The 17,868-nt window shown below is 33.8% G+C and carries 25 protein-coding genes; 21 read left to right on the top strand and 4 right to left on the bottom strand.

All coding sequences use genetic code 11. The features are described from left to right. From B6D18_RS12645 to B6D18_RS10445, 4 genes are all read left to right on the top strand, one after another. Positions 1–351 (top strand): hypothetical protein (locus B6D18_RS12645; RefSeq protein ID WP_158092577.1); only part of this gene is annotated, 351 nt, incomplete at its 5' end. 119 nt (positions 352–470) lie between these two features. Further along, complete coding sequence (locus B6D18_RS10455) at positions 471–653, top strand: AlpA family transcriptional regulator (RefSeq protein WP_039127985.1); 183 nt, start codon at positions 471–473, stop codon at positions 651–653. A gap of 10 nt (positions 654–663) precedes the next feature. Continuing rightward, positions 664–951, top strand: coding sequence for an AlpA family transcriptional regulator (locus B6D18_RS10450; protein WP_086328888.1), 288 nt, complete (start codon positions 664–666; stop codon positions 949–951). After that, on the top strand, positions 938–1,477 hold the full coding sequence (locus B6D18_RS10445; protein ID WP_086364397.1) for a BRO family protein: 540 nt from the start codon (positions 938–940) through the stop codon (positions 1,475–1,477). The genes B6D18_RS10450 and B6D18_RS10445 overlap by 14 nt, the downstream gene beginning before the upstream one ends. Before the next feature lie 191 nt (positions 1,478–1,668). Here B6D18_RS10445 and B6D18_RS12720 read toward each other — a convergent pair whose 3' ends face one another. Beyond that, entirely contained in the window at positions 1,669–1,842 is a 174-nt protein-coding gene (locus B6D18_RS12720) for a hypothetical protein (RefSeq protein WP_170115381.1), read from the bottom strand. A 46-nt stretch (positions 1,843–1,888) separates the two neighbouring features. On the opposite strand from B6D18_RS12720, the gene B6D18_RS10440 reads away from it, so the two are divergent. The 13 genes from B6D18_RS10440 (at position 1,889) to B6D18_RS10380 (ending at position 11,634) form a co-directional block, all read left to right on the top strand. Beyond that, complete coding sequence (locus B6D18_RS10440; protein WP_158092576.1) at positions 1,889–2,194, top strand: host cell division inhibitor Icd-like protein; 306 nt, start codon at positions 1,889–1,891, stop codon at positions 2,192–2,194. After that, positions 2,187–2,423: a hypothetical protein gene (locus B6D18_RS10435; protein ID WP_086364396.1), complete on the top strand. Its 237-nt coding sequence runs from the start codon at positions 2,187–2,189 to the stop codon at positions 2,421–2,423. Before B6D18_RS10440 ends, B6D18_RS10435 begins: the two co-directional genes overlap by 8 nt. Next, entirely contained in the window at positions 2,416–2,637 is a 222-nt protein-coding gene (locus B6D18_RS10430) for a hypothetical protein (RefSeq protein WP_039127999.1), read from the top strand. Before B6D18_RS10435 ends, B6D18_RS10430 begins: the two co-directional genes overlap by 8 nt. Further along, the gene (locus B6D18_RS10425) at positions 2,624–5,008 is read left to right on the top strand and encodes a primase-helicase zinc-binding domain-containing protein (RefSeq protein ID WP_086364395.1); all 2,385 of its coding nucleotides are present in this window, start codon (positions 2,624–2,626) and stop codon (positions 5,006–5,008) included. The genes B6D18_RS10430 and B6D18_RS10425 overlap by 14 nt, the downstream gene beginning before the upstream one ends. Positions 5,009–5,012: 4 nt before the next feature. After that, a complete protein-coding gene (locus B6D18_RS10420; RefSeq protein ID WP_086364394.1) occupies positions 5,013–5,333 on the top strand; it encodes a hypothetical protein in 321 nt (106 codons plus the stop codon). A 226-nt stretch (positions 5,334–5,559) separates the two neighbouring features. Continuing rightward, positions 5,560–6,717: a phage major capsid protein gene (locus B6D18_RS10415; RefSeq protein ID WP_086364393.1), complete on the top strand. Its 1,158-nt coding sequence runs from the start codon at positions 5,560–5,562 to the stop codon at positions 6,715–6,717. Between the two features lie 31 nt (positions 6,718–6,748). Continuing rightward, positions 6,749–7,303 carry an HK97 family phage prohead protease gene (locus tag B6D18_RS10410; RefSeq protein ID WP_086364392.1) on the top strand — a complete coding sequence of 185 codons (555 nt, stop codon included), beginning with the start codon at positions 6,749–6,751 and terminating at the stop codon, positions 7,301–7,303. Positions 7,304–7,305: 2 nt separating this feature from the next. Continuing rightward, complete coding sequence (locus tag B6D18_RS10405; protein WP_086364391.1) at positions 7,306–8,505, top strand: phage portal protein; 1,200 nt, start codon at positions 7,306–7,308, stop codon at positions 8,503–8,505. Continuing rightward, positions 8,502–8,834 (top strand): phage head closure protein, encoded by a 333-nt coding sequence (locus tag B6D18_RS10400; RefSeq protein ID WP_025315439.1) that lies wholly within the window; start codon positions 8,502–8,504, stop codon positions 8,832–8,834. The genes B6D18_RS10405 and B6D18_RS10400 overlap by 4 nt, the downstream gene beginning before the upstream one ends. After that, positions 8,827–9,120, top strand: coding sequence for a head-tail connector protein (locus tag B6D18_RS10395; protein ID WP_086364390.1), 294 nt, complete (start codon positions 8,827–8,829; stop codon positions 9,118–9,120). The genes B6D18_RS10400 and B6D18_RS10395 overlap by 8 nt, the downstream gene beginning before the upstream one ends. A gap of 7 nt (positions 9,121–9,127) precedes the next feature. Then, entirely contained in the window at positions 9,128–9,496 is a 369-nt protein-coding gene (locus tag B6D18_RS10390; protein WP_025315441.1) for an HNH endonuclease signature motif containing protein, read from the top strand. Between the two features lie 142 nt (positions 9,497–9,638). Then, the gene (locus tag B6D18_RS10385) at positions 9,639–9,983 is read left to right on the top strand and encodes a phage terminase small subunit P27 family (RefSeq protein ID WP_086364389.1); all 345 of its coding nucleotides are present in this window, start codon (positions 9,639–9,641) and stop codon (positions 9,981–9,983) included. Then, complete coding sequence (locus B6D18_RS10380; protein WP_086364388.1) at positions 9,967–11,634, top strand: terminase large subunit; 1,668 nt, start codon at positions 9,967–9,969, stop codon at positions 11,632–11,634. The genes B6D18_RS10385 and B6D18_RS10380 overlap by 17 nt, the downstream gene beginning before the upstream one ends. Here B6D18_RS10380 and B6D18_RS10375 read toward each other — a convergent pair. Continuing rightward, entirely contained in the window at positions 11,615–11,938 is a 324-nt protein-coding gene (locus B6D18_RS10375) for a hypothetical protein (protein WP_025315444.1), read from the bottom strand. The two genes, B6D18_RS10380 and B6D18_RS10375, sit on opposite strands and share 20 nt — an antisense overlap. A gap of 914 nt (positions 11,939–12,852) precedes the next feature. On the opposite strand from B6D18_RS10375, the gene B6D18_RS10370 reads away from it, so the two are divergent. The 4 genes from B6D18_RS10370 (at position 12,853) to B6D18_RS10355 (ending at position 15,796) form a co-directional block, all read left to right on the top strand. Then, a complete protein-coding gene (locus B6D18_RS10370) occupies positions 12,853–13,089 on the top strand; it encodes a hypothetical protein (RefSeq protein WP_086364387.1) in 237 nt (78 codons plus the stop codon). A gap of 400 nt (positions 13,090–13,489) precedes the next feature. Further along, positions 13,490–14,116 (top strand): hypothetical protein, encoded by a 627-nt coding sequence (locus B6D18_RS10365; protein WP_144063983.1) that lies wholly within the window; start codon positions 13,490–13,492, stop codon positions 14,114–14,116. A 661-nt stretch (positions 14,117–14,777) separates the two neighbouring features. Next, positions 14,778–14,978, top strand: a complete 201-nt coding sequence (locus B6D18_RS10360) for a hypothetical protein (RefSeq protein WP_086364385.1) — start codon at positions 14,778–14,780, stop codon at positions 14,976–14,978. A 389-nt stretch (positions 14,979–15,367) separates the two neighbouring features. Further along, positions 15,368–15,796: a hypothetical protein gene (locus B6D18_RS10355; RefSeq protein ID WP_086364384.1), complete on the top strand. Its 429-nt coding sequence runs from the start codon at positions 15,368–15,370 to the stop codon at positions 15,794–15,796. 1,290 nt (positions 15,797–17,086) lie between these two features. Here B6D18_RS10355 and B6D18_RS10345 read toward each other — a convergent pair. Both B6D18_RS10345 and B6D18_RS10340 read right to left on the bottom strand, forming a co-directional pair. After that, positions 17,087–17,296 (bottom strand): hypothetical protein, encoded by a 210-nt coding sequence (locus B6D18_RS10345; protein ID WP_086364383.1) that lies wholly within the window; start codon positions 17,294–17,296, stop codon positions 17,087–17,089. Continuing rightward, a complete protein-coding gene (locus B6D18_RS10340; protein WP_086364382.1) occupies positions 17,289–17,564 on the bottom strand; it encodes a hypothetical protein in 276 nt (91 codons plus the stop codon). The genes B6D18_RS10345 and B6D18_RS10340 overlap by 8 nt, the downstream gene beginning before the upstream one ends. Positions 17,565–17,868 lie beyond the last annotated feature (304 nt).

The following is a 17,868-nucleotide window of genomic DNA, read 5'->3' as shown; positions in this document are numbered from 1 at the left end:
AAGCTATACCCTAAATTATATCACCCTAAAAATAATCAGTTATTAGATAAACAAGCATCAATGATTGAAAACTATGATCCTGTTACAAATTTTAATGATGATTTAGAATTAGTAATACAACGAATTGATTTAGATAATTTTATTCATTCTTTACTGCAAAACGATAGTGATAATTTTTGTAATGAAGATTACCAAAATATTTTGTTTTCATTAAAAGAATTAGTTTGCTCTAAAGCAAAAAAATGGAGCCAAGACGAAATAAATAACGAGTTAGATAACTTATTAAAGGGGATGAGTAAAAGACGCTTAGAATCTATGTGGTCAAAACTCAATAAAAAATATAAATCTTAAATTACCCTCAATTATTCCGCAAACGAAACTATGATTTCGCATGCGGAGCATTTCCGATAAAAATCGCCATAATTACCTCATTAGTTAATTAAACATTATTAATTCAGTGAGGAAAAACAATGCAATTAAATACAATCCAAAAATATTACTCTCTTGATGAATTAGCGTTAATGTTAGGCTGTTCTAAAAATACATTACGCTACAATCCAAAATTCCCTAAAGGCATTCAATTATCAAAACGTCGAACGGTTTATGATATCACCGAAGTAAAAGCCTACTTAGAAAGCAACCGAGTACAGTAGGAGGCTTTCAATGTCATATTCAATCACACCAGAACAACACAAAGCCATTAGGGATAAATACGGTATCCAATATGATCGCCTTGTCCGTGAAAATGAGAGATACAAAATTACTAGTATCGCCCGTTCAACAGCATGGCAACTTGAGAAAGACGGTAAATATCCATTAAGAAAATCTTTAGGTGCTAACTCATGCGGTTGGTCATTAGTGGAATTACTTCACTGGATCGACAATCCGCCAGTAGTTGAAAAAATTAATCAACCGACTAAACGCCGAGGGTTTGCTAATGGGAGCTATTAAGATGATAGTTAAACAAGATGAATTAAGCATCATAAAATTTGATGGCATCAAAGTACGAATTATTACTTATTTGGGTGAACCTTGGTTTATTGCTAACGATGTGTGTTTGGCGTTAGAGCATAGCAATCCAACCAAAGCAATTAAATCATTAAATAGCCTTGAATTAATGACCCTAACTTTAAGTTATAGTCATTCAGGCAAAAGAGGCGGGGCAAGAAAATTGTTAGCTGTATCTGAATCAGGATTTTACAAGTTGATCGCTAGAAGCAGAAAAGCAATTCAACAAGGAACATTTGCTTATCGATTTAGTAACTGGGTATTTGGTGAAGTTATTCCAGCAATTCGCAAAACTGGTGCTTATGGTGTGCCTTGGGCTTTCTTGAATGATCATGCTAAACGTGAAAAAGAATATCTTATTGAATCAAGCAAAAGAGGACGTAATTTAGAAGCTTGTAAAAAATGGAAAGCTAATTTGATAGCAGAAGAGCAAGCACTATGGAAAAAATATCAACCAGAATTGATTTAATAAAAAAGGCAACTTATCACAGTTGCCCATATTCAATCACTAAAATCAATTAATTAAGGTATATTAATGTCAATAGAACTAATCAAAAGCATTGAACTTGTGCCAAAGCGTAACGCGTTTAAAGCACGTTCTTATAATAACGCAGTGTTAAAAAAATGGGTAGATTTCGGAAGCGTTCGAGAGCATTTTAGTTATGCTTTTGGAGTGATTCCTCTTGATTGCAATTCTTTTCTTAAAACTCTTTTTATCCAAGTTGCTAAATTTGTATCGCCATCTTTTGCAGCTTCTTCTTCTAGTTGTTGCCTAAATTCTTCAGTTAACCGCATTTGGTATTGTGGTGATCTTTTTCCCTTTGGTGTTGACATGGTACTTACCCTATATTATTATAATTACATGGTAACGACCATTATAATGGTAACGACCAAAAAAGCAATCCCTCGAAGTGGTGGAACACTATCGAGGGATCTAACCACAATAACATTAAATGAGGTAATGATTATGGCTAACCGCTATGATAGCGCACACCTACGTGCAAGACAATCCAAACTATATAAATTCTATGACCTTTCAACCGCTCAAGTTATCCAAACTACAGCAACAACCGAACGCCAAGCACGGAAAAATTTAGGCAAGCAATCTCTTATTTTTATTGCCAGAATTCAAATAACGCCAATCATTGAACGAGTCAGAACTTGGGGAGGTTACAGTCATGAATAATGCTCATAACCACCGATTAATAAATAATATTGAAACTAAACTAGCACAAGCACAAAGCATGATTAAGGTAATTTTGGATAATCACAATTATAAAGATGAGGGATTAGATGAGCCTTTTATTGATCATTGCGATACAGGTAATTTACTTTGGACAGCAGGAGACTTAATCGAAGATGCGTATAAGGAGTTATTAAAAATTGATATCAAAGGAGATGACAATAATGCCTAATATCTCTTTAGATGCAGTTGATACTATCAACTCTAAACTCGATCAAGCAAACGCTATTACAACCCTATTAATGTGTGAATGTAATGAAGATACCAAATTAAGTAATGAGTTACGCTCATATGTGCTTTGGGCTATATCAGACTTAATAACTGATTCTAAGAAACTATTTAGTAGTGAAACTGAATCTAAGGGTCGAAAAAATGAAAATAAATGAAATTACAACCCAAGCCGTAGGTAAATGGGATTATGTCTTTCAATCATTGGGTATTGAGGTGGGTAATGGCAAGCATTGCCCTTGTCCTGTCTGTGGGGGTAAAGATAGATTTAGATTTGATAACCAAAATGGTAGAGGTACGTACATCTGTAACCAGTGCGGTAGCGGTGACGGCTTAAATCTTATCAAAAACTATTATCATTGTGATGCTAAAGAAGCTAGTAGTAAAGTAGCGGAATGCTTAAATTTAAGAAACACTTCCACAAACTCGGATTTGAAATCCGACCTACAAGACAACATACCAGAGAATCCTGTATGTAAAAAGGTTAAGTATTTGCTATCTAAAGCAATATTAGGTCAATCGGATTACCTCACTGAAAAAGGGTTAACCTTTGATTTACCCTTGTTAGATAACGGGCGCATTTTTGTGCCCATGCTGAATCTTCATAATGAATACGCAGGCGGTCAATTTATCGAGCCAAATGGAAATAAGCGCTTAATGAGAGGATCAAATAAGAAAGGTGCTTTTATATGGGTCTGCCCAAATTTGGGCAGACCTGACGAGGTAAACAAAGAATTACTCACAGCTACCGAGATTATTATTTGCGAGGGATTAGCTACAGGTATATCGATAGCGGTATTCCGCCATCGGTCACTGGTGATATCTGCTATTGATGCAGGCAATCTTATTCATGTAGCTAAAGCTGTCCGTGAGGTTAACTATACCGCAAATATTATCATTGCTGGTGATAATGATATAGGTAGTCATAAAAATACAGGTAAAGAAAAAGCGATAGAAGCGGCTAAAGCGGTAAATGGTTATTACACAATCCCTGACACTGATTATAAATGTGATTGGGATGATTATAGGCAACAACATGGCATGAATAAAACTACAGCGGTATTTGACAGCAATATCAAAAAAGCTGAATGTAACTTACAAGGTAAAAGTCAAGACGTTGGCATTACGAAAAATGCCCATAATCCCATTCACGACTTATCGCAAATGCAAGCCAGCCAGAAAGCAGATGTACTCATAGAGCATTATGAGAATAATCTATCCTTAGATATGGTGACAAATGAGGTATATATCTATAAAGATAATGTTTGGCAAATGATTTCTGAAATGGATCTTAAACGTGAACTAGTCCAGTTGTTTCGACAATCAAATGCTCATTATTCAGAAAAAGGCATTAAATCGACCATTGATACAATGAAGCTTCAAATACCATTAAAAAACGAACCAGCGAGAAATTTAATAGGTTTTAAAAACGGTGTATTTGACCTTGATACTCGTACTTTTAAATCTCATTCAAAAAATCACTGGTTACAATCAATTAACAATGTTGATTTTATTGATAGTGTATCGAATGAAAATTTAGAGCATCATGCGCCTAATTTTTATCAATGGTTGTCACGTTCCGCTAAAAAAGACACTATCAAGATGGATGCTATAAAAGCAGCATTATATATGATATTGGCTAATCGTTATGACTGGCAATTATTTTTAGAAGTAACAGGCGCAGGTGGTAGTGGTAAAAGTGTCTTTGCTGATATTGCCACAATGTTAGCAGGTAAAAACAATACGGTATCTGCCAATATGGAATCACTTGAAAAGCCAAGAGAAAGATCTCTTATTGTTGGACAGTCGTTAATTATTTTACCCGATCAAGCAAAATATATCGGTGAGGGTAACGGTATTAAGGCAATTACGGGTGGTGATGATGTGGCTATAGATGAAAAATATAAGAAACCTTATTCGACTAAAATACAAGGAGTGATACTTGCGATAAATAATAACCCGATGACATTTAGCAATGATGACGGGGGAATATCTAGGCGGAGGGTAATTTTTCACTTTGGCGAGCCAGTTCCTGCTAATGAACGCGACCCAATACTAAAAGATAAAATACGTGGTGAATTGTCTGTGATAATCCGTCATTTATTCAATTACTTTGAGGATGATAACAAAGCTAAATTATTGTTAATTGAGCAACAAAAATCATCTGAAGCAATTGAAGTTAAGCGATTAACCAATCCACTTATTGATTTTTGTAGTTATCTCTTTGCAACCGATAAACCTGACGGCATGATGATAGGAAAATACTCAACGCCAGTACAATTTAAGCGATTCCTATATCATGCCTATATTACTTTTATCGAAAATAATAATCTAAAAAATCCGTTATCACTTAGGAACTTTGTTAATGCTCTACCTGCTGCAATGAAAGAGTATGGCTTGGAGGTCATTATAAGAGCAAGGCATGGTGAGGGACGTAGGACTAACTTACATCTTGATTATGACAAGTGTAATGACTGGTTTCCTGATGCTGCGTTAGAAGAAAATAATATTAACTATAATAAAAGGTAACAAAATGAAAAGACTAATTGATACTAAAATTATGGCGATTGCATTAGATGAAATGTTGCATGATCCTATTAAAATAAATCAAATAACAAACGAATTTAGCAATCTAAAAATGTATGTACAAAACCAGCGCAAAATTTTGGATAAGAAACGAACTAATAATGAATTAACTGAATTAGAGGAATATTTTATTTTCCCCGCTTTAGATGATGTTTATTTTTATTTATTAGATAGCCTAAAAAGTAACGCCAAACCTAGTGGCGAAATGAAGAGAATTGTTAGTGATATACCAAGTAGAATTGATTATTGGCTAATACAAATAAAATAATTCTGTTCTGATGCTTTCTGATTAATTTTACCTAATTCATTGAATTAACAATATTATTTTGTTTTGTTAGACTGCAGTTTGGGTTAATAGTATAACCACGAATTAGCGCAGATATGGCAGTCTAAAACCAAAGCGCAGCATCTTTCATAGCCTAATCGCTATTCCCACTTAAAGCCTTTCATATCTCGCTGTAAATAAAGAATAAATAAAGGTAAATAATAACGATATGAAAAAACTTATTGAATTACGTCAATTAAAAGCGACCAAAGTAGCAGAAATGCGCTCAATGCTTGACAAAGCAGAGCAAGAAAACCGCAGTATGACACCAGAAGAAAAGACACAATTTGATACTATAAAAGCAAAAGTTGAAGAGTTGAACACTGAAATTTCTAACTATGAAACTTTAGCCAATGAAGAGCGAAGTTTAGCAGATAAGAGCAAACCAGTAGATAAAAAGCTTACTAACGAAGAATTACGCAACTATATCCGTACTGGTGAGGCTCGTTCATTGTCTACTGCTGTACCTGCTGATGGTGGTTATACAGTAATACCTGAATTAGACAAAGAAATTATGCGTCAGTTATCTGATGAATCAGAAATGCGTGCAATTTGTACCGTTAAAAAAATCGGCTCAAATGAATATAAAAAGTTGGTATCAGTTGGTGGTGCGATAGTTAATCACGGCGAAGAGGGAACGGCACGAACAGAAACGGCTACACCTAATCTTGAAGAAGTATCAATCAAGTTATATCCAATTTACGCTTATCCTAAGACTACCCAAGAAATTCTAGATTTTAGTGATTTAGATGTTTTGAGTTGGTTAACGGATGAAATCAAAGATACTTTTGTCGAAACAGAAGAAATTGATCTTATTAGTGGTAATGGAACCAAGAAAGCCAAGGGATTTTTATCATATCCACAAGCGGTACAATCTGATAAAGAGCGTCCATTTGGCACTTTAGAAAAAATGACAGTAACAGCTATCACCGCAGACAGTTTAATTGATTTACTTTTTAAACTTAAAAAGAAATATCGTAAAAATGCTGTATGGACAATGAACTCAAATACTGCAGCAACATTACAAAAACTTAAAAATGGTAATGGCGATTATATTTGGCGTGATGGCTTGAAAGCTGGCGATCCCGATATGCTTTTAGGTAAACCTGTTCATTATTTAGAAAATATGAATGATAAAGGTGCTGTTGTTGCAGTTGGTGATTTTAAACGCGGTTACTATATTGTTGATCATGAAACAGGTGTAAGAACTCGCCCAGATAACATTACAGAACCGGGATTCTATAAAGTCCATACTGATAAATATCTCGGTGGTGGTTTAGTCGATTCTAACGCTATCAAAATCTTAGAAGTATCTGCTGGTAAATAATAACAGGGCTATATGCCCTTTTGAGGTTGATATGGATAAGAAAAAATATGAAATCAGAAGTACCGAAGTCGTTAGGGACGATACTAAGCTAGTCGGTTATGTGGTGAAGTGGAATAGCCGTTCACAATTGATATGGGGTGAATTTTATGAGCAGTTCGCACCAAAAGCATTTAGCCAATCATTGAGTAATAATCCTGATATTCGCGCTTTATTTGAACATGACCACAAAGCCCTATTAGGTCGGACTATCTCTAATACCTTAATTCTGGCTGAGGATGATATTGGTTTGCGATTTCAATTAACACCGCCAGACACTCAATTAGGGCGTGATTTGCTCGTTAGTGTGGATCGTGGTGATATTCGTGGTATGTCATTTGGTTTTATAGCCACAGCTGAATCATGGGATTTTAATCAAGAGCCATGTTTAAGAACGGTAAATACTGCTGAACTATTTGAAATAACTGTCACGAGTATGCCTGCCTACCAAGAAAGTGATATACAAATAGCCAAACGTTCAATGCTTGAAGCTAAAGCTAAATTTCAGCCTGATTTAAGCAAGGCATGGCTTGATCTGATGGAGTTATAAAAATGTGGCTATTTAATCGAAAAAAAACAGAACAGCGCAGTATGACTGTAGACGAGCTAATCTCTTATCTTGGCTTGCCTAATACCAATTCAGGTGAGTATGTTTCTCCTAATTCAGCAGAAGCATTACCTGCGGTTATGAATGCTGTGACAGTTATTAGTGAAGCAGTTGCCTCAATGCCTTGCTATCTTTACAAACTTAATAAAAAAGGTGAACGTGAACGAATCTCAGACCATCCCGTCGAATACTTACTCAACGAAATGCCAAACAGAAAGCAAACACCTTACCAGTTCAAAAGAACCATGATGCGCCACTGTTTATTGGGTGGTAATGCCTATGCGGTTATTCATTGGGGAAAAGATGGGCGACCGCAAGGGCTGGAAAGTTTTCCACCGTATGCCGTAACACCTAAACGGCTTGGCAATGGCAAATATGCTTACTCAATTGTTGATGAGGACGGCAATGTTACCAATTACTTACAAGATGAAATATTGCATTTGCGTTATGCGAGTGATGACGGTTTTCTCGGACGTTCTCCCGTTACTATTTGTCGAGAAGCGATAGGATTAGGACTTGCCCAGCAACGCCATGGCTCATCTATCATGAAAAACGGACTAATGGCAAGTGGTTATGTCTCTATGGCTGAATGGATGGATGATGCAAAAGGGAAAAAAGCCTTAAATGCATTAGAACGTTACAAAGGTGCAAAAAATGCAGGTAAAACACCAATACTTGAAGGAGGAATGAAATACGAGCAGTTAGGCATGAGCAATCAAGATGCCGAGTGGCTGCAAAGTAGACGGTTTACTATTGAGGACATAGCTCGAATATTTAACATTAGCCCGATGTTTCTACAAGAATATTCCCATAGTTCATATAGTAACTTTTCAGAAGCTACACGTTCATTTTTAACTTTAACGCTTAGACCATGGCTTACCAATTTTGAACAACAATTAAAAGACGCATTAATGATTGATATTAACAATGATAAAAGCCGTTATCTAATTGAGTTTGATACATCGGACTTGATGCGTACCAGTCCAATAGATCGCTTTAACAGCTATAACATAGCGATTAAATCAGGAGTAATGAATCCTAATGAAGCAAGATTAAGAGAGGGTTTATTACCTTATGAGGGCGGTGAAGAATTTAGCCAAGCGTGGAAGCAAACAGTAGAAGTTAAAAAGGATAATGCTGAATGATTATAGGGCGATTAAGACAGCGCATTATCTTACAGAAATTCGAGAGCTACCGAGATCCATTTGGTCAAATTATTAAAGGATGGAAAGATATTGCAAACGTATGGGCTGAGGTTAAAGCAGTAACTGGTAAAGAGCTTATGTTATCACAGCAAGAGATGAGCGGTACCACTATAAGGGTTTATATTCGCTACCGTAAGGATATTGATACCACTTGGCGGATTAAGTACCTGATAGCTGGCTCACAATATTTAAATATTAAAGCTGTATTACCTGACGCAAAAAGAACTTATTTAGAATTGTTATGTGAGGCTGGTTTAAACGATGGCTAATATTACCTTACAAGAAGTTAAGTTACATTGCCGTATTGATGACAGTGACACCTTAGAAGATAGCTTACTTCAAATCTATATAGATGCTGCTCTTGAAGCCTGTCAAAAACATATCGGTAAATCATTTGAGGTACAGGAATTTACTCCAGCAATCAAAGCTGGATGTTTAATGTATATTGCTCACCTCTATGAAAATAGGGAAATGGTCACAAGTAGCATAGTAAATCAAGTACCATTAGCAATATCATCATTATGGAGCATCTACCGTGACCCAGCTATCTATTAGGTGAGCCATGCCAATACAACCATTAAAGAGATGTTCATATCCTAATTGTCGTAACCGTGTTAAATCAGGGCGATGTAATGAGCATAGAAGAGATAAACAGCAAGATAAAGCACGAGGAACAGCAGCACAACGAGGCTATAATCATCGATGGCAAATATATCGAGCTGAGTACCTTAGGCATAACCCACTATGCAAGATGTGTAATGACAAAGGATTACTCACTCCTGCTACTGTGATAGACCATATCAAACCGATTGAGGATGGACAAAGTGATCCTCTCTTTTGGCAAGCAAGTAATCATCAACCATTATGTCGAGACTGTCATAGCTATAAGACAAGAGTAATCGATAAACGAGGATTTGGGTCATCTTCATAATAAAGACAACTGATAGCAGTCCTCAGATATGATGAGTGGGTAGGGGGGAATGTTCAAAGAAATTCAAAAAGCTAAAAGACCACCACCCTCCTCAAATTTTTATGCACAGTGATTTTTTAGAAAGTAGAGAGAAAACAATAATATGAAAGCACCTAAATATTTGGATAAATTAGCAAAGGAACAATGGAAACTCAGAGCAGACCAGTTAGCTAGTCGTGATGATATTCAGCCAGCCGATTGGACTAATTTAGAATTGTTTTGTGTTAATTATTCTATGTACCGTAAAGCAATGGAAGATATTGCAAAGCGTGGATTTTCAATTGTTAACTCACAAGGTACGGAAAGTCGCAATCCTGCATTAAGTGCAAAATCAGAAGCTGAAAAAATCATGATTAAAATGGCTTCATTGCTTGGCTTTGATCCTGTTAGTCGTCGCAAAAATCCTGTAGAAGTTGAAGAGGAAGACGAGCTTGACCGCTTGGCATAATTACGCATTATCGGTTAAAAATGGCGATATTCCTGCTTGTAAACGCTTAAAACAGGCAGTAAACCGCTATTTTATTGATTTGGATAATCCTAATTATTATTTTGATAGTGAAATTGTCACTAAATTTGTTTCATTCTCAAGAGTCTGTCCACACGTTAAAGGTCATTTAAGAGCTAAACCTATTGAGCTTGAGCCGTGGCAGCAATTCTTATTTGCTAACCTGCTGGGATTTAAGCACGTTAAAACAGGATTACGCAAATACCGTAGTGCTTATGTGCAAGTACCGAGAAAGAACGCCAAATCGACTACAGCAGCAATCCTTGCTAACTGGTTTTTAGTCATGGAAAAAGGTCAACAAGATATCTATACTGCAGCCGTTAGCCGTGACCAAGCCCGAATCGTGTTTGATGATGCAAGACAGATGGCCATATTAAGCAAGCCAATAAAGAAAAGAGTCACCATTCAACAACATAAAATCATTAATCCTAAAACTAATAGTATATTAAGACCACTTGCCTCAAAAGCTTCAACGATAGAGGGAACTAATCCTAGTTTATCAATTGTAGATGAATACCACTTACACCCTGATAATGGTGTATATTCAGCTTTAGAGCTTGGAATGGGAGCAAGACCAGAAGGCATTTTATTTGCTATCACCACCGCTGGCAGTAATACCATATCAGCCTGTAAACAGCATTATGATTATTGTTGCCAGATTTTAGCCGGTGACGAAGTTAACGAATCGCAATTTGTACTTATTTACGAATTGGACGATGAAAGTGAAATTGATAACCCTGATTTATGGATAAAAGCTAATCCTAACCTTGATATATCGGTTGATAGTGGCGCCTTGGAGGACACGATTAAGAAAGCCAGAGGTATATCTTCCCAGTGGGTCGAAATGCTCACTAAACGCTTTAATATTTGGTGTAATGGGGCTACGCCTTGGGTAAATACTGGTAGCTGGGTTGCGTGTAAAGCTGATTATGCAGAAGAAGATTTAAAAGGGTTAGATTGCTATGCTGGATTAGATTTATCATCTACTAGTGATATTACTAGCGTCTGTTATTCGTTTCCGTTTGAAACAGAGGTAAGATTATTAACACGGCATTACATTCCTGAATATCAGCTTACTAACGTGGCTAACAAAAATAGGGAAATGTACCGTAAGTGGGTTAATCAGGGATGGATTCGAGTAACTAAAGGCGACTGTATCGATTATGACCAAATTCGTGATGATATTTTAAAAGACAGTGAGCAATTTAATATCAAATTAATTGGCTTTGATGTGTGGAACGCCACACAATTGAGAACGCAGTTACAAAATATCGGCTTAGACGTTGAGCCGTTCCCACAAACATACGCACGTTATAGCCCAACATCGAAAACTGCTGAGGTATTTATTAGTCGTAAACGCATTAATCACAATGGCGATCCTGTTTTGGCTTGGGCTATAGGTAATGTAGTGATGGAAACAGATGCAAATGCCAACATCAAGCCCAATAAAAAGAAAGCAGCCAACAAGATAGACCCAGCAGTTGCTTTCCTCATGTCATTCGGTACCTACTTACTTGAATATGGCGAGATAGATATCAACCTATCAGATGAACAAAAACAAGTATTAGACAATTTTAAAGGGATTGTTTTGTAGATTCATAAGTAAATATAAAAATAATAGATACATATACTATAATTAACAATCCTATAGAAATAGCTTCTTTTTTCACATGATTTCTTGATGTAATTTTATTATAAGCATGAAATCCCCATATCCCCCAAACAGTAAGAATTTCAATGATAAAAATAGGAATGCTGCTAAATCCTACTTGTTTAAATGTAAAGTAGTAAAACATAATTGTAAGAGCTATACTTCCAGTTGAACTATTTACTATTTCAACAATGTCTGAACATATTTTAGGTAACCCTTTTATTTGTTCTTTAAATGGTTTTATCATTTTTCATTCCTTATATCAAAAATAATCATTTTATTTTACTATGTCATTAACAACATACAACACTATAATAACACGAGGTTAATTTATTGATTATTAATAATTAATTTTGTTAGTGTTGTTAGTGTCATAAAATTACAAAAAAGAAGTTTTCTTTTAACTTTTTACTTTATTGTTAATAGATGTTATATTACATATCGGTGATAAGTTGAGTGGGTCATCAATATTTAATGTTATACATTATGTTATATGTTTAGCATATTGTTTTTATAATATCATTATATATCAATATGTTATCATTATAATTCGATCCCCTCACAACCCACCATTAAAATCCTATAAAATCAATAATTTACCTGTTACCTTTCCTTCCGATAAAATCTTAAAAAATATTAAGTGGCGGTAACTATATTTTTAATATGGTTTATATTTTGCCTGTTTATCTAATCTTAAATAACCCCTGACATAAAAATACTCTTTTGTTAAATTGGATTAATGCTAGCAAAATTTAACGTCGAGATTGACCTCTTGTTAGTTCAACGGTGTATAAACCACTTAAGTGGAATTTTTATGCGTAAAGCTTAGTCACGTCTATTTATGGTGGGCTGGTAAAGGGCTAGAAAGAGCGCCGTTTCATTGAGTGGTAAGACTAACCTTGTTCTGTTCTCAAAATAATATTAATTATAGTACGTTTATTCATCATAAGTATCTATTTCGCTAATCATTTGAACGAATAGAAAATGATTATTTAATTTTAGGAAATTGTTATTTAGGAAAACGCGCAAACATGATGAGGCAAATCGATGGGTTAAAAATAACGTTGGCAAAATATACTCGTGAGCCGTTGAATCAAGCCAATATTGGTACATATATCAAAATTTTGAGGATCACGAATTCAAAAAGGCCCGATATGGAATATGTTAGCGACTGATATCAATCAAGACATTTATGAATTACCCAAATTTCTAGCTCCCATTAATTCGATTTGGCTGGATAACCTAGCGATAGTATTTAGGCAGCGTTATGTTAAAAATGATTCGCATGCCGAATTTATTTTATATTTATCAAATCAATTACGTAATGAAAAAGATATTGATGAACTAAAAAAGGCGATACAAACAGTAGCGGACTTGGTAACTTTCGCAATTTATTAATGTATGTTCCTAATGGTAAATAGGATGATTTAAAACTTATTCTAGTTGGTGGGGTTGCAGCTAAAGATAACTTTGTCGATATTAAATCAGTCAGTCAAGATGATGTCTTAACAGCACACCGAGTACCACCATCACTGATGGGGATCACTCCTAAAAATACGAGTGAATTAGGCATCAAAAGTATTTGCCCGAAACGAAATTAAACCACTTTAGGTCAGATTTTTACAGCTCAATGATTGGATGGGAGAGGAGATTGTAATATTTGAACCTTATTCACTTGATTAATTAGCAATATTTATATATAAGAGATAATCGAAACAGATGTAATTAGCATCTGTTTTTTAATCTTAATTTAGGTATAGATAATATGATATGTTTTTGTTGTAAAAAAGAGATACCATTGGATTCAACATTTTGTTGCTATTGTGGAGAAAAACAAAAATCTCTTAATCAATCAATAATAAATCACAATAAAATAAACGGCGATAATAATATAAATAACAATATACTGGGAAATAATTATGGTCCAATAGTTATTAATAATCCTCAAGTCGCTAAAAATGATTGTTTTATGAGTCGAAATAGCATTAAGAAACTAAGTATTGTAGGGAAAACAGTAAAAACAAAATGGATAAGTATTATTAGTGCTATAGGTTTATTAGCTGATATTATAACCATTTTTACAAATGCTTTTACAGATATTTTAAATGTAAACTATTTTTTTATTTTTCTGTTTACACTGTTTTTTGGGATTTTGGCGGTAACTTTTGTAATTGGGTTATTACTAATTAGGTGCCGCTTTCTTCTTTTACCATTAGGGTATAGCCTTGAATCAAATAGATATGGAGCGGTTTTTATTACAAAAATTACAGGGAAATGTAATGTACATAAATGTGATGGAAACTTATCACTTAGACAAATAAAAATAAATAAAAATTATAGTGAAAATATTGTGCAATGTAATAGAAATCCAAGTCACAAATGGAAATTCGATTATTCTATTTTTGATGATTCTGATTTGAAATAATGACCTATCTTTCTATAACGATACCTGTGAGATTTTTTTATATATATACAGTTTGTCAGAATTTAAAATATTGTTTGATCCTCCGTTGATCTTTCGTTTTCGTGCAGTGTAGTCATACAGTTCAAAATTACAACTTTATTTATACAAAAATGAAATTTATGATATAACTTTTATATTGATTTTTAGAAAGAATTAGCAAGGAGGTAATAAAATGGCATATACAAACAAAGAAAAAATAAAGTTTGAAAGATATTTATTTAAAATTGCTGAACCAGAGTTAAAAAAAATTTATGGTGATTTCAATATTGTTGAAAATCAAACAGATACTTAACGCAGCTATTATATTAAATAATATAGTAGAAGAATTAGCATTGAAATTGTAACAGCTGACTCTAAAGAATTAATAGAGAACTTAAATGGAATACGGATGGCTAATCAATTAGCAGTACAACGAGTTATAAATGGTAATCAGATTGCGACATTGATAACTAAAGTAAGAGATAGTTTTAATAGTAACTAGTTATTTCCTAAATACACGTCATCCGCATTTTATAAACTGCCATATTCTAACTACTATAATTATGCTTTTAGAAAAAATTTTCTTTACGATAAATTAATTTATGTTTACTATCAAAATAACTCTGAACTAGATGGAGCTATTTTGATTTTCGATAAAAATAAAGAGTATGCTCTTAATTATTTATCAACTTACTGTCAATTATGTAAAAGCTTGTTTTCAGAAGACGAAATGAAATTAATGGTCAAAGTAAATACGGAAGTAAATATAAATAACATTGCAGCAGGATCATCAATTCAAGAAAAGTTAATTGAACAGCGATTAGATCAAAAAAGAAAAAACTGAAATAAGTATTAATTCACTTTCTTAATTTTATTATTATTAACCGTAAATTAGTAATTCAGCTTAGTGAAATTGAGAATTTGCTTATATTGATATAAGTGTAATCACTACAATCACAATTTGGCAGTGAACTGAACAAGGTTGGTATACCGCTTTTACGAGAACACGGCGAGCGTTTCAGCTCTCAGGGATTAATCTCAAATGGCTATATACAGGTAAAGAAAGCCCTAACATCAATGACAACATATAAAAAAATCTATTGAATTTTCAAACGATGATTTGGAGAAATTAAAGCGTATTTCGAAATTAAAAAAAAGAAGAAGCAATAGCAGATGATGAATATATGCTATTAAAAAATAGTATTTTTAAGAACTAAAAATAAGGATAGGGAGATGAAAAAAATTATTGCATTAGCTTTACCTTTGGCTGCATGCGTTTTATTTACATCACCAAGTTTTGCTGATAAAAGCGATGTACTAAGAGAACTAGCTGAAATTGCAAAAAAAAATTATGAAAAAAAATTCGGTGATTTTCCAATAGAAGTTGACGATAAGATGTCATTAAGAAATATAATTTCATCCGATGAATCAATAATTCATGATTACCGTTATAAAGGTAGTATAGATGAATTTCTTCAAAAAGATATTGATATATATGCAGATATATTTTTTGATAAAAAACTCTGTAAAAACGAAAAATTTGTATCATCTTTTGAAAACTATCTTGTTGATCTTGATCTTTTATATACATTTAACGATAAGACATCGGTATCAACGTTCAATATTAATGGGCTTTGTGAATATTTATATAGCGACGACTAACAATTATGTCTATCAGAAAACAAAAAAATGGCAAGTGGCTTTTTGAGAAATATCTGGAAGATGGGTGGTGCATTCGAAAAACGTTTGTCACAAAAGGCGAGGCCGCATACGAAAACTATATAAAGGAGCAAGCAATAACTAAGCATTAGATTGCTGAAAAAATGATAGGTGGTGCTTATTAGCTCTAATCGAAATTTGGCTCGACGCCCGTGGTAAGGCGTTAAGTGATGGTGAAAATGTGTAAACTAGTTTGCTATTTATTTCTAAAAGCATTAATAATCCACTAGCTAATAAATTTACATCGAAAATTTTTACAGACTACCGCACCAAGCGGCTGGATGGTGAAATATATCGCCCAGAACGAGTTAAAACCGTTGTACCTCGAACGTTAAACCTTGAGTTAACCTATATAAAATCGATGTTTAATGAACTGATACTAATGGGATAATAGAAACATAAAAAACCGGTTGAGCGCATCAGACAATTTACAATTGATGAGCAAGAAATGGCGTACCTGCTCCCAGACCAAATAAAATTGTTACTAGCATCAGCGGAGTAGAGCAAAGCAAAAGATTTAACGGTCATTGTTAAAATTGGTTTAGCAACTGATGCCATATGGAGTGCAGTTGAAAGTTTAAAAAGCTCTCAAGTCAAAGACGGGAAAATTACCTATATTAATACTTAAGGCAAGCATAACCCCGTCCCTATAAATGATGAACTTTTTAATTAAATTCCAAAAAAATGTTCAGCTTTTTACTCCGTATTACTTGGCTTTCCGTTCTGCCATTAAAAGAGCTGAAATAGAGTTACCAGATCAGCAATTATTGTATGTTTTGCGTTATACCTTTGTGACCTTTTTTATGATGAATGGTGATAATATATTACTATTGCAAAAAATACTTGGTCATACAGATATTAAAATGACAATGCGTTAGGCTCACTTTGCACCCAATCACTTTGAGGATGCCATTAGACAAAATCCATTTAATAACATCTAAGTGGTGGTAAAATGGCAGCCGTAATTGGTTTTATTCGGTTTTGGTCGGTTATTAATATTATTTTAATATGATTGTCTTCAAAATTTTTTTACTGACTGTTTCTGCGATCTTTTTATAAGATAAATGATTTCGGTTGGCATAAATTGCGATTGATACGTCATTCAGTGTCATTCTTGAGATGTAGTGGGAAAATTAAAATATTTCACAACTGTATATTTCCTATGATTCTGGAATCAATCAGAACAGTCGAATTATTTCTAAACTCTGTGATTCCAATTAATTACTCGAAAGATTAATCAATAATTATTTTATCTTTTTTTAATTTTTCATCTAATAGCTCTAACCCGGCAAAAATAGCTTTTTTTTGAGTCCCGCAGATTGTGGCTAATTTTTTGAGGAGTTCACTCTCTTGTTCTGTTAAATATGTACCTGGCAAACGAGGGCGTCCAGCGTTCCTGTCTCGATAAGCTTGTTCATTTTTTCGTTGTCTTTCTCTATTCATAATTTAACTCTGTATCAGATGAAATATAACATTCATCGCCGAGCGATGATTGATAACGATAAACGTATAACTTTTTGCTATTGCAAGTCATTAATAATAGATGCTTATTATCATAGTGCGTATTATACAATTGCCAAAAAGCAGCTTTTGCTAGCTCAAAGCTTGTTGTGTTTGTTCTCGTTTCTAGAAGTACTTCACTTCCGCCTTTTCTTTGTTTTAATACATAAATGCGGTAGGTTTTTAAATCTTGAGGTGCAACTATTTTCATTCTCTTAAATCATTGTAAATTTCTGTTATTGTACTGAATTTGTACTTTAATGACACTGTATAATAAATTGATCGAAGGTTATCCCTTTACCATCTACTATTAAACATCATCCTTTTTAAGGATTTTCAAAAAATTAACAATCAAACTCAAAGATAACATATTTTCGTTTTTGAAATTTATATTATTAATTAACATTATTATTAGAATAAAAAACATTAGATTTGTACAATCTAAAAAGGCTCTGCTAAGTCACTAAATTTTAGGTATAATAACTCAGTCATATAGAAATAGCTGACTTTTTGTA

Source organism: Gilliamella sp. A7 (assembly GCF_002142015.1).
GTDB lineage: Bacteria > Pseudomonadota > Gammaproteobacteria > Enterobacterales > Orbaceae > Gilliamella > Gilliamella apis_A.
The sequence above is the reverse complement of the archived record's forward strand: the minus strand, read 5'-3'. Positions and strand labels throughout refer to the sequence as shown.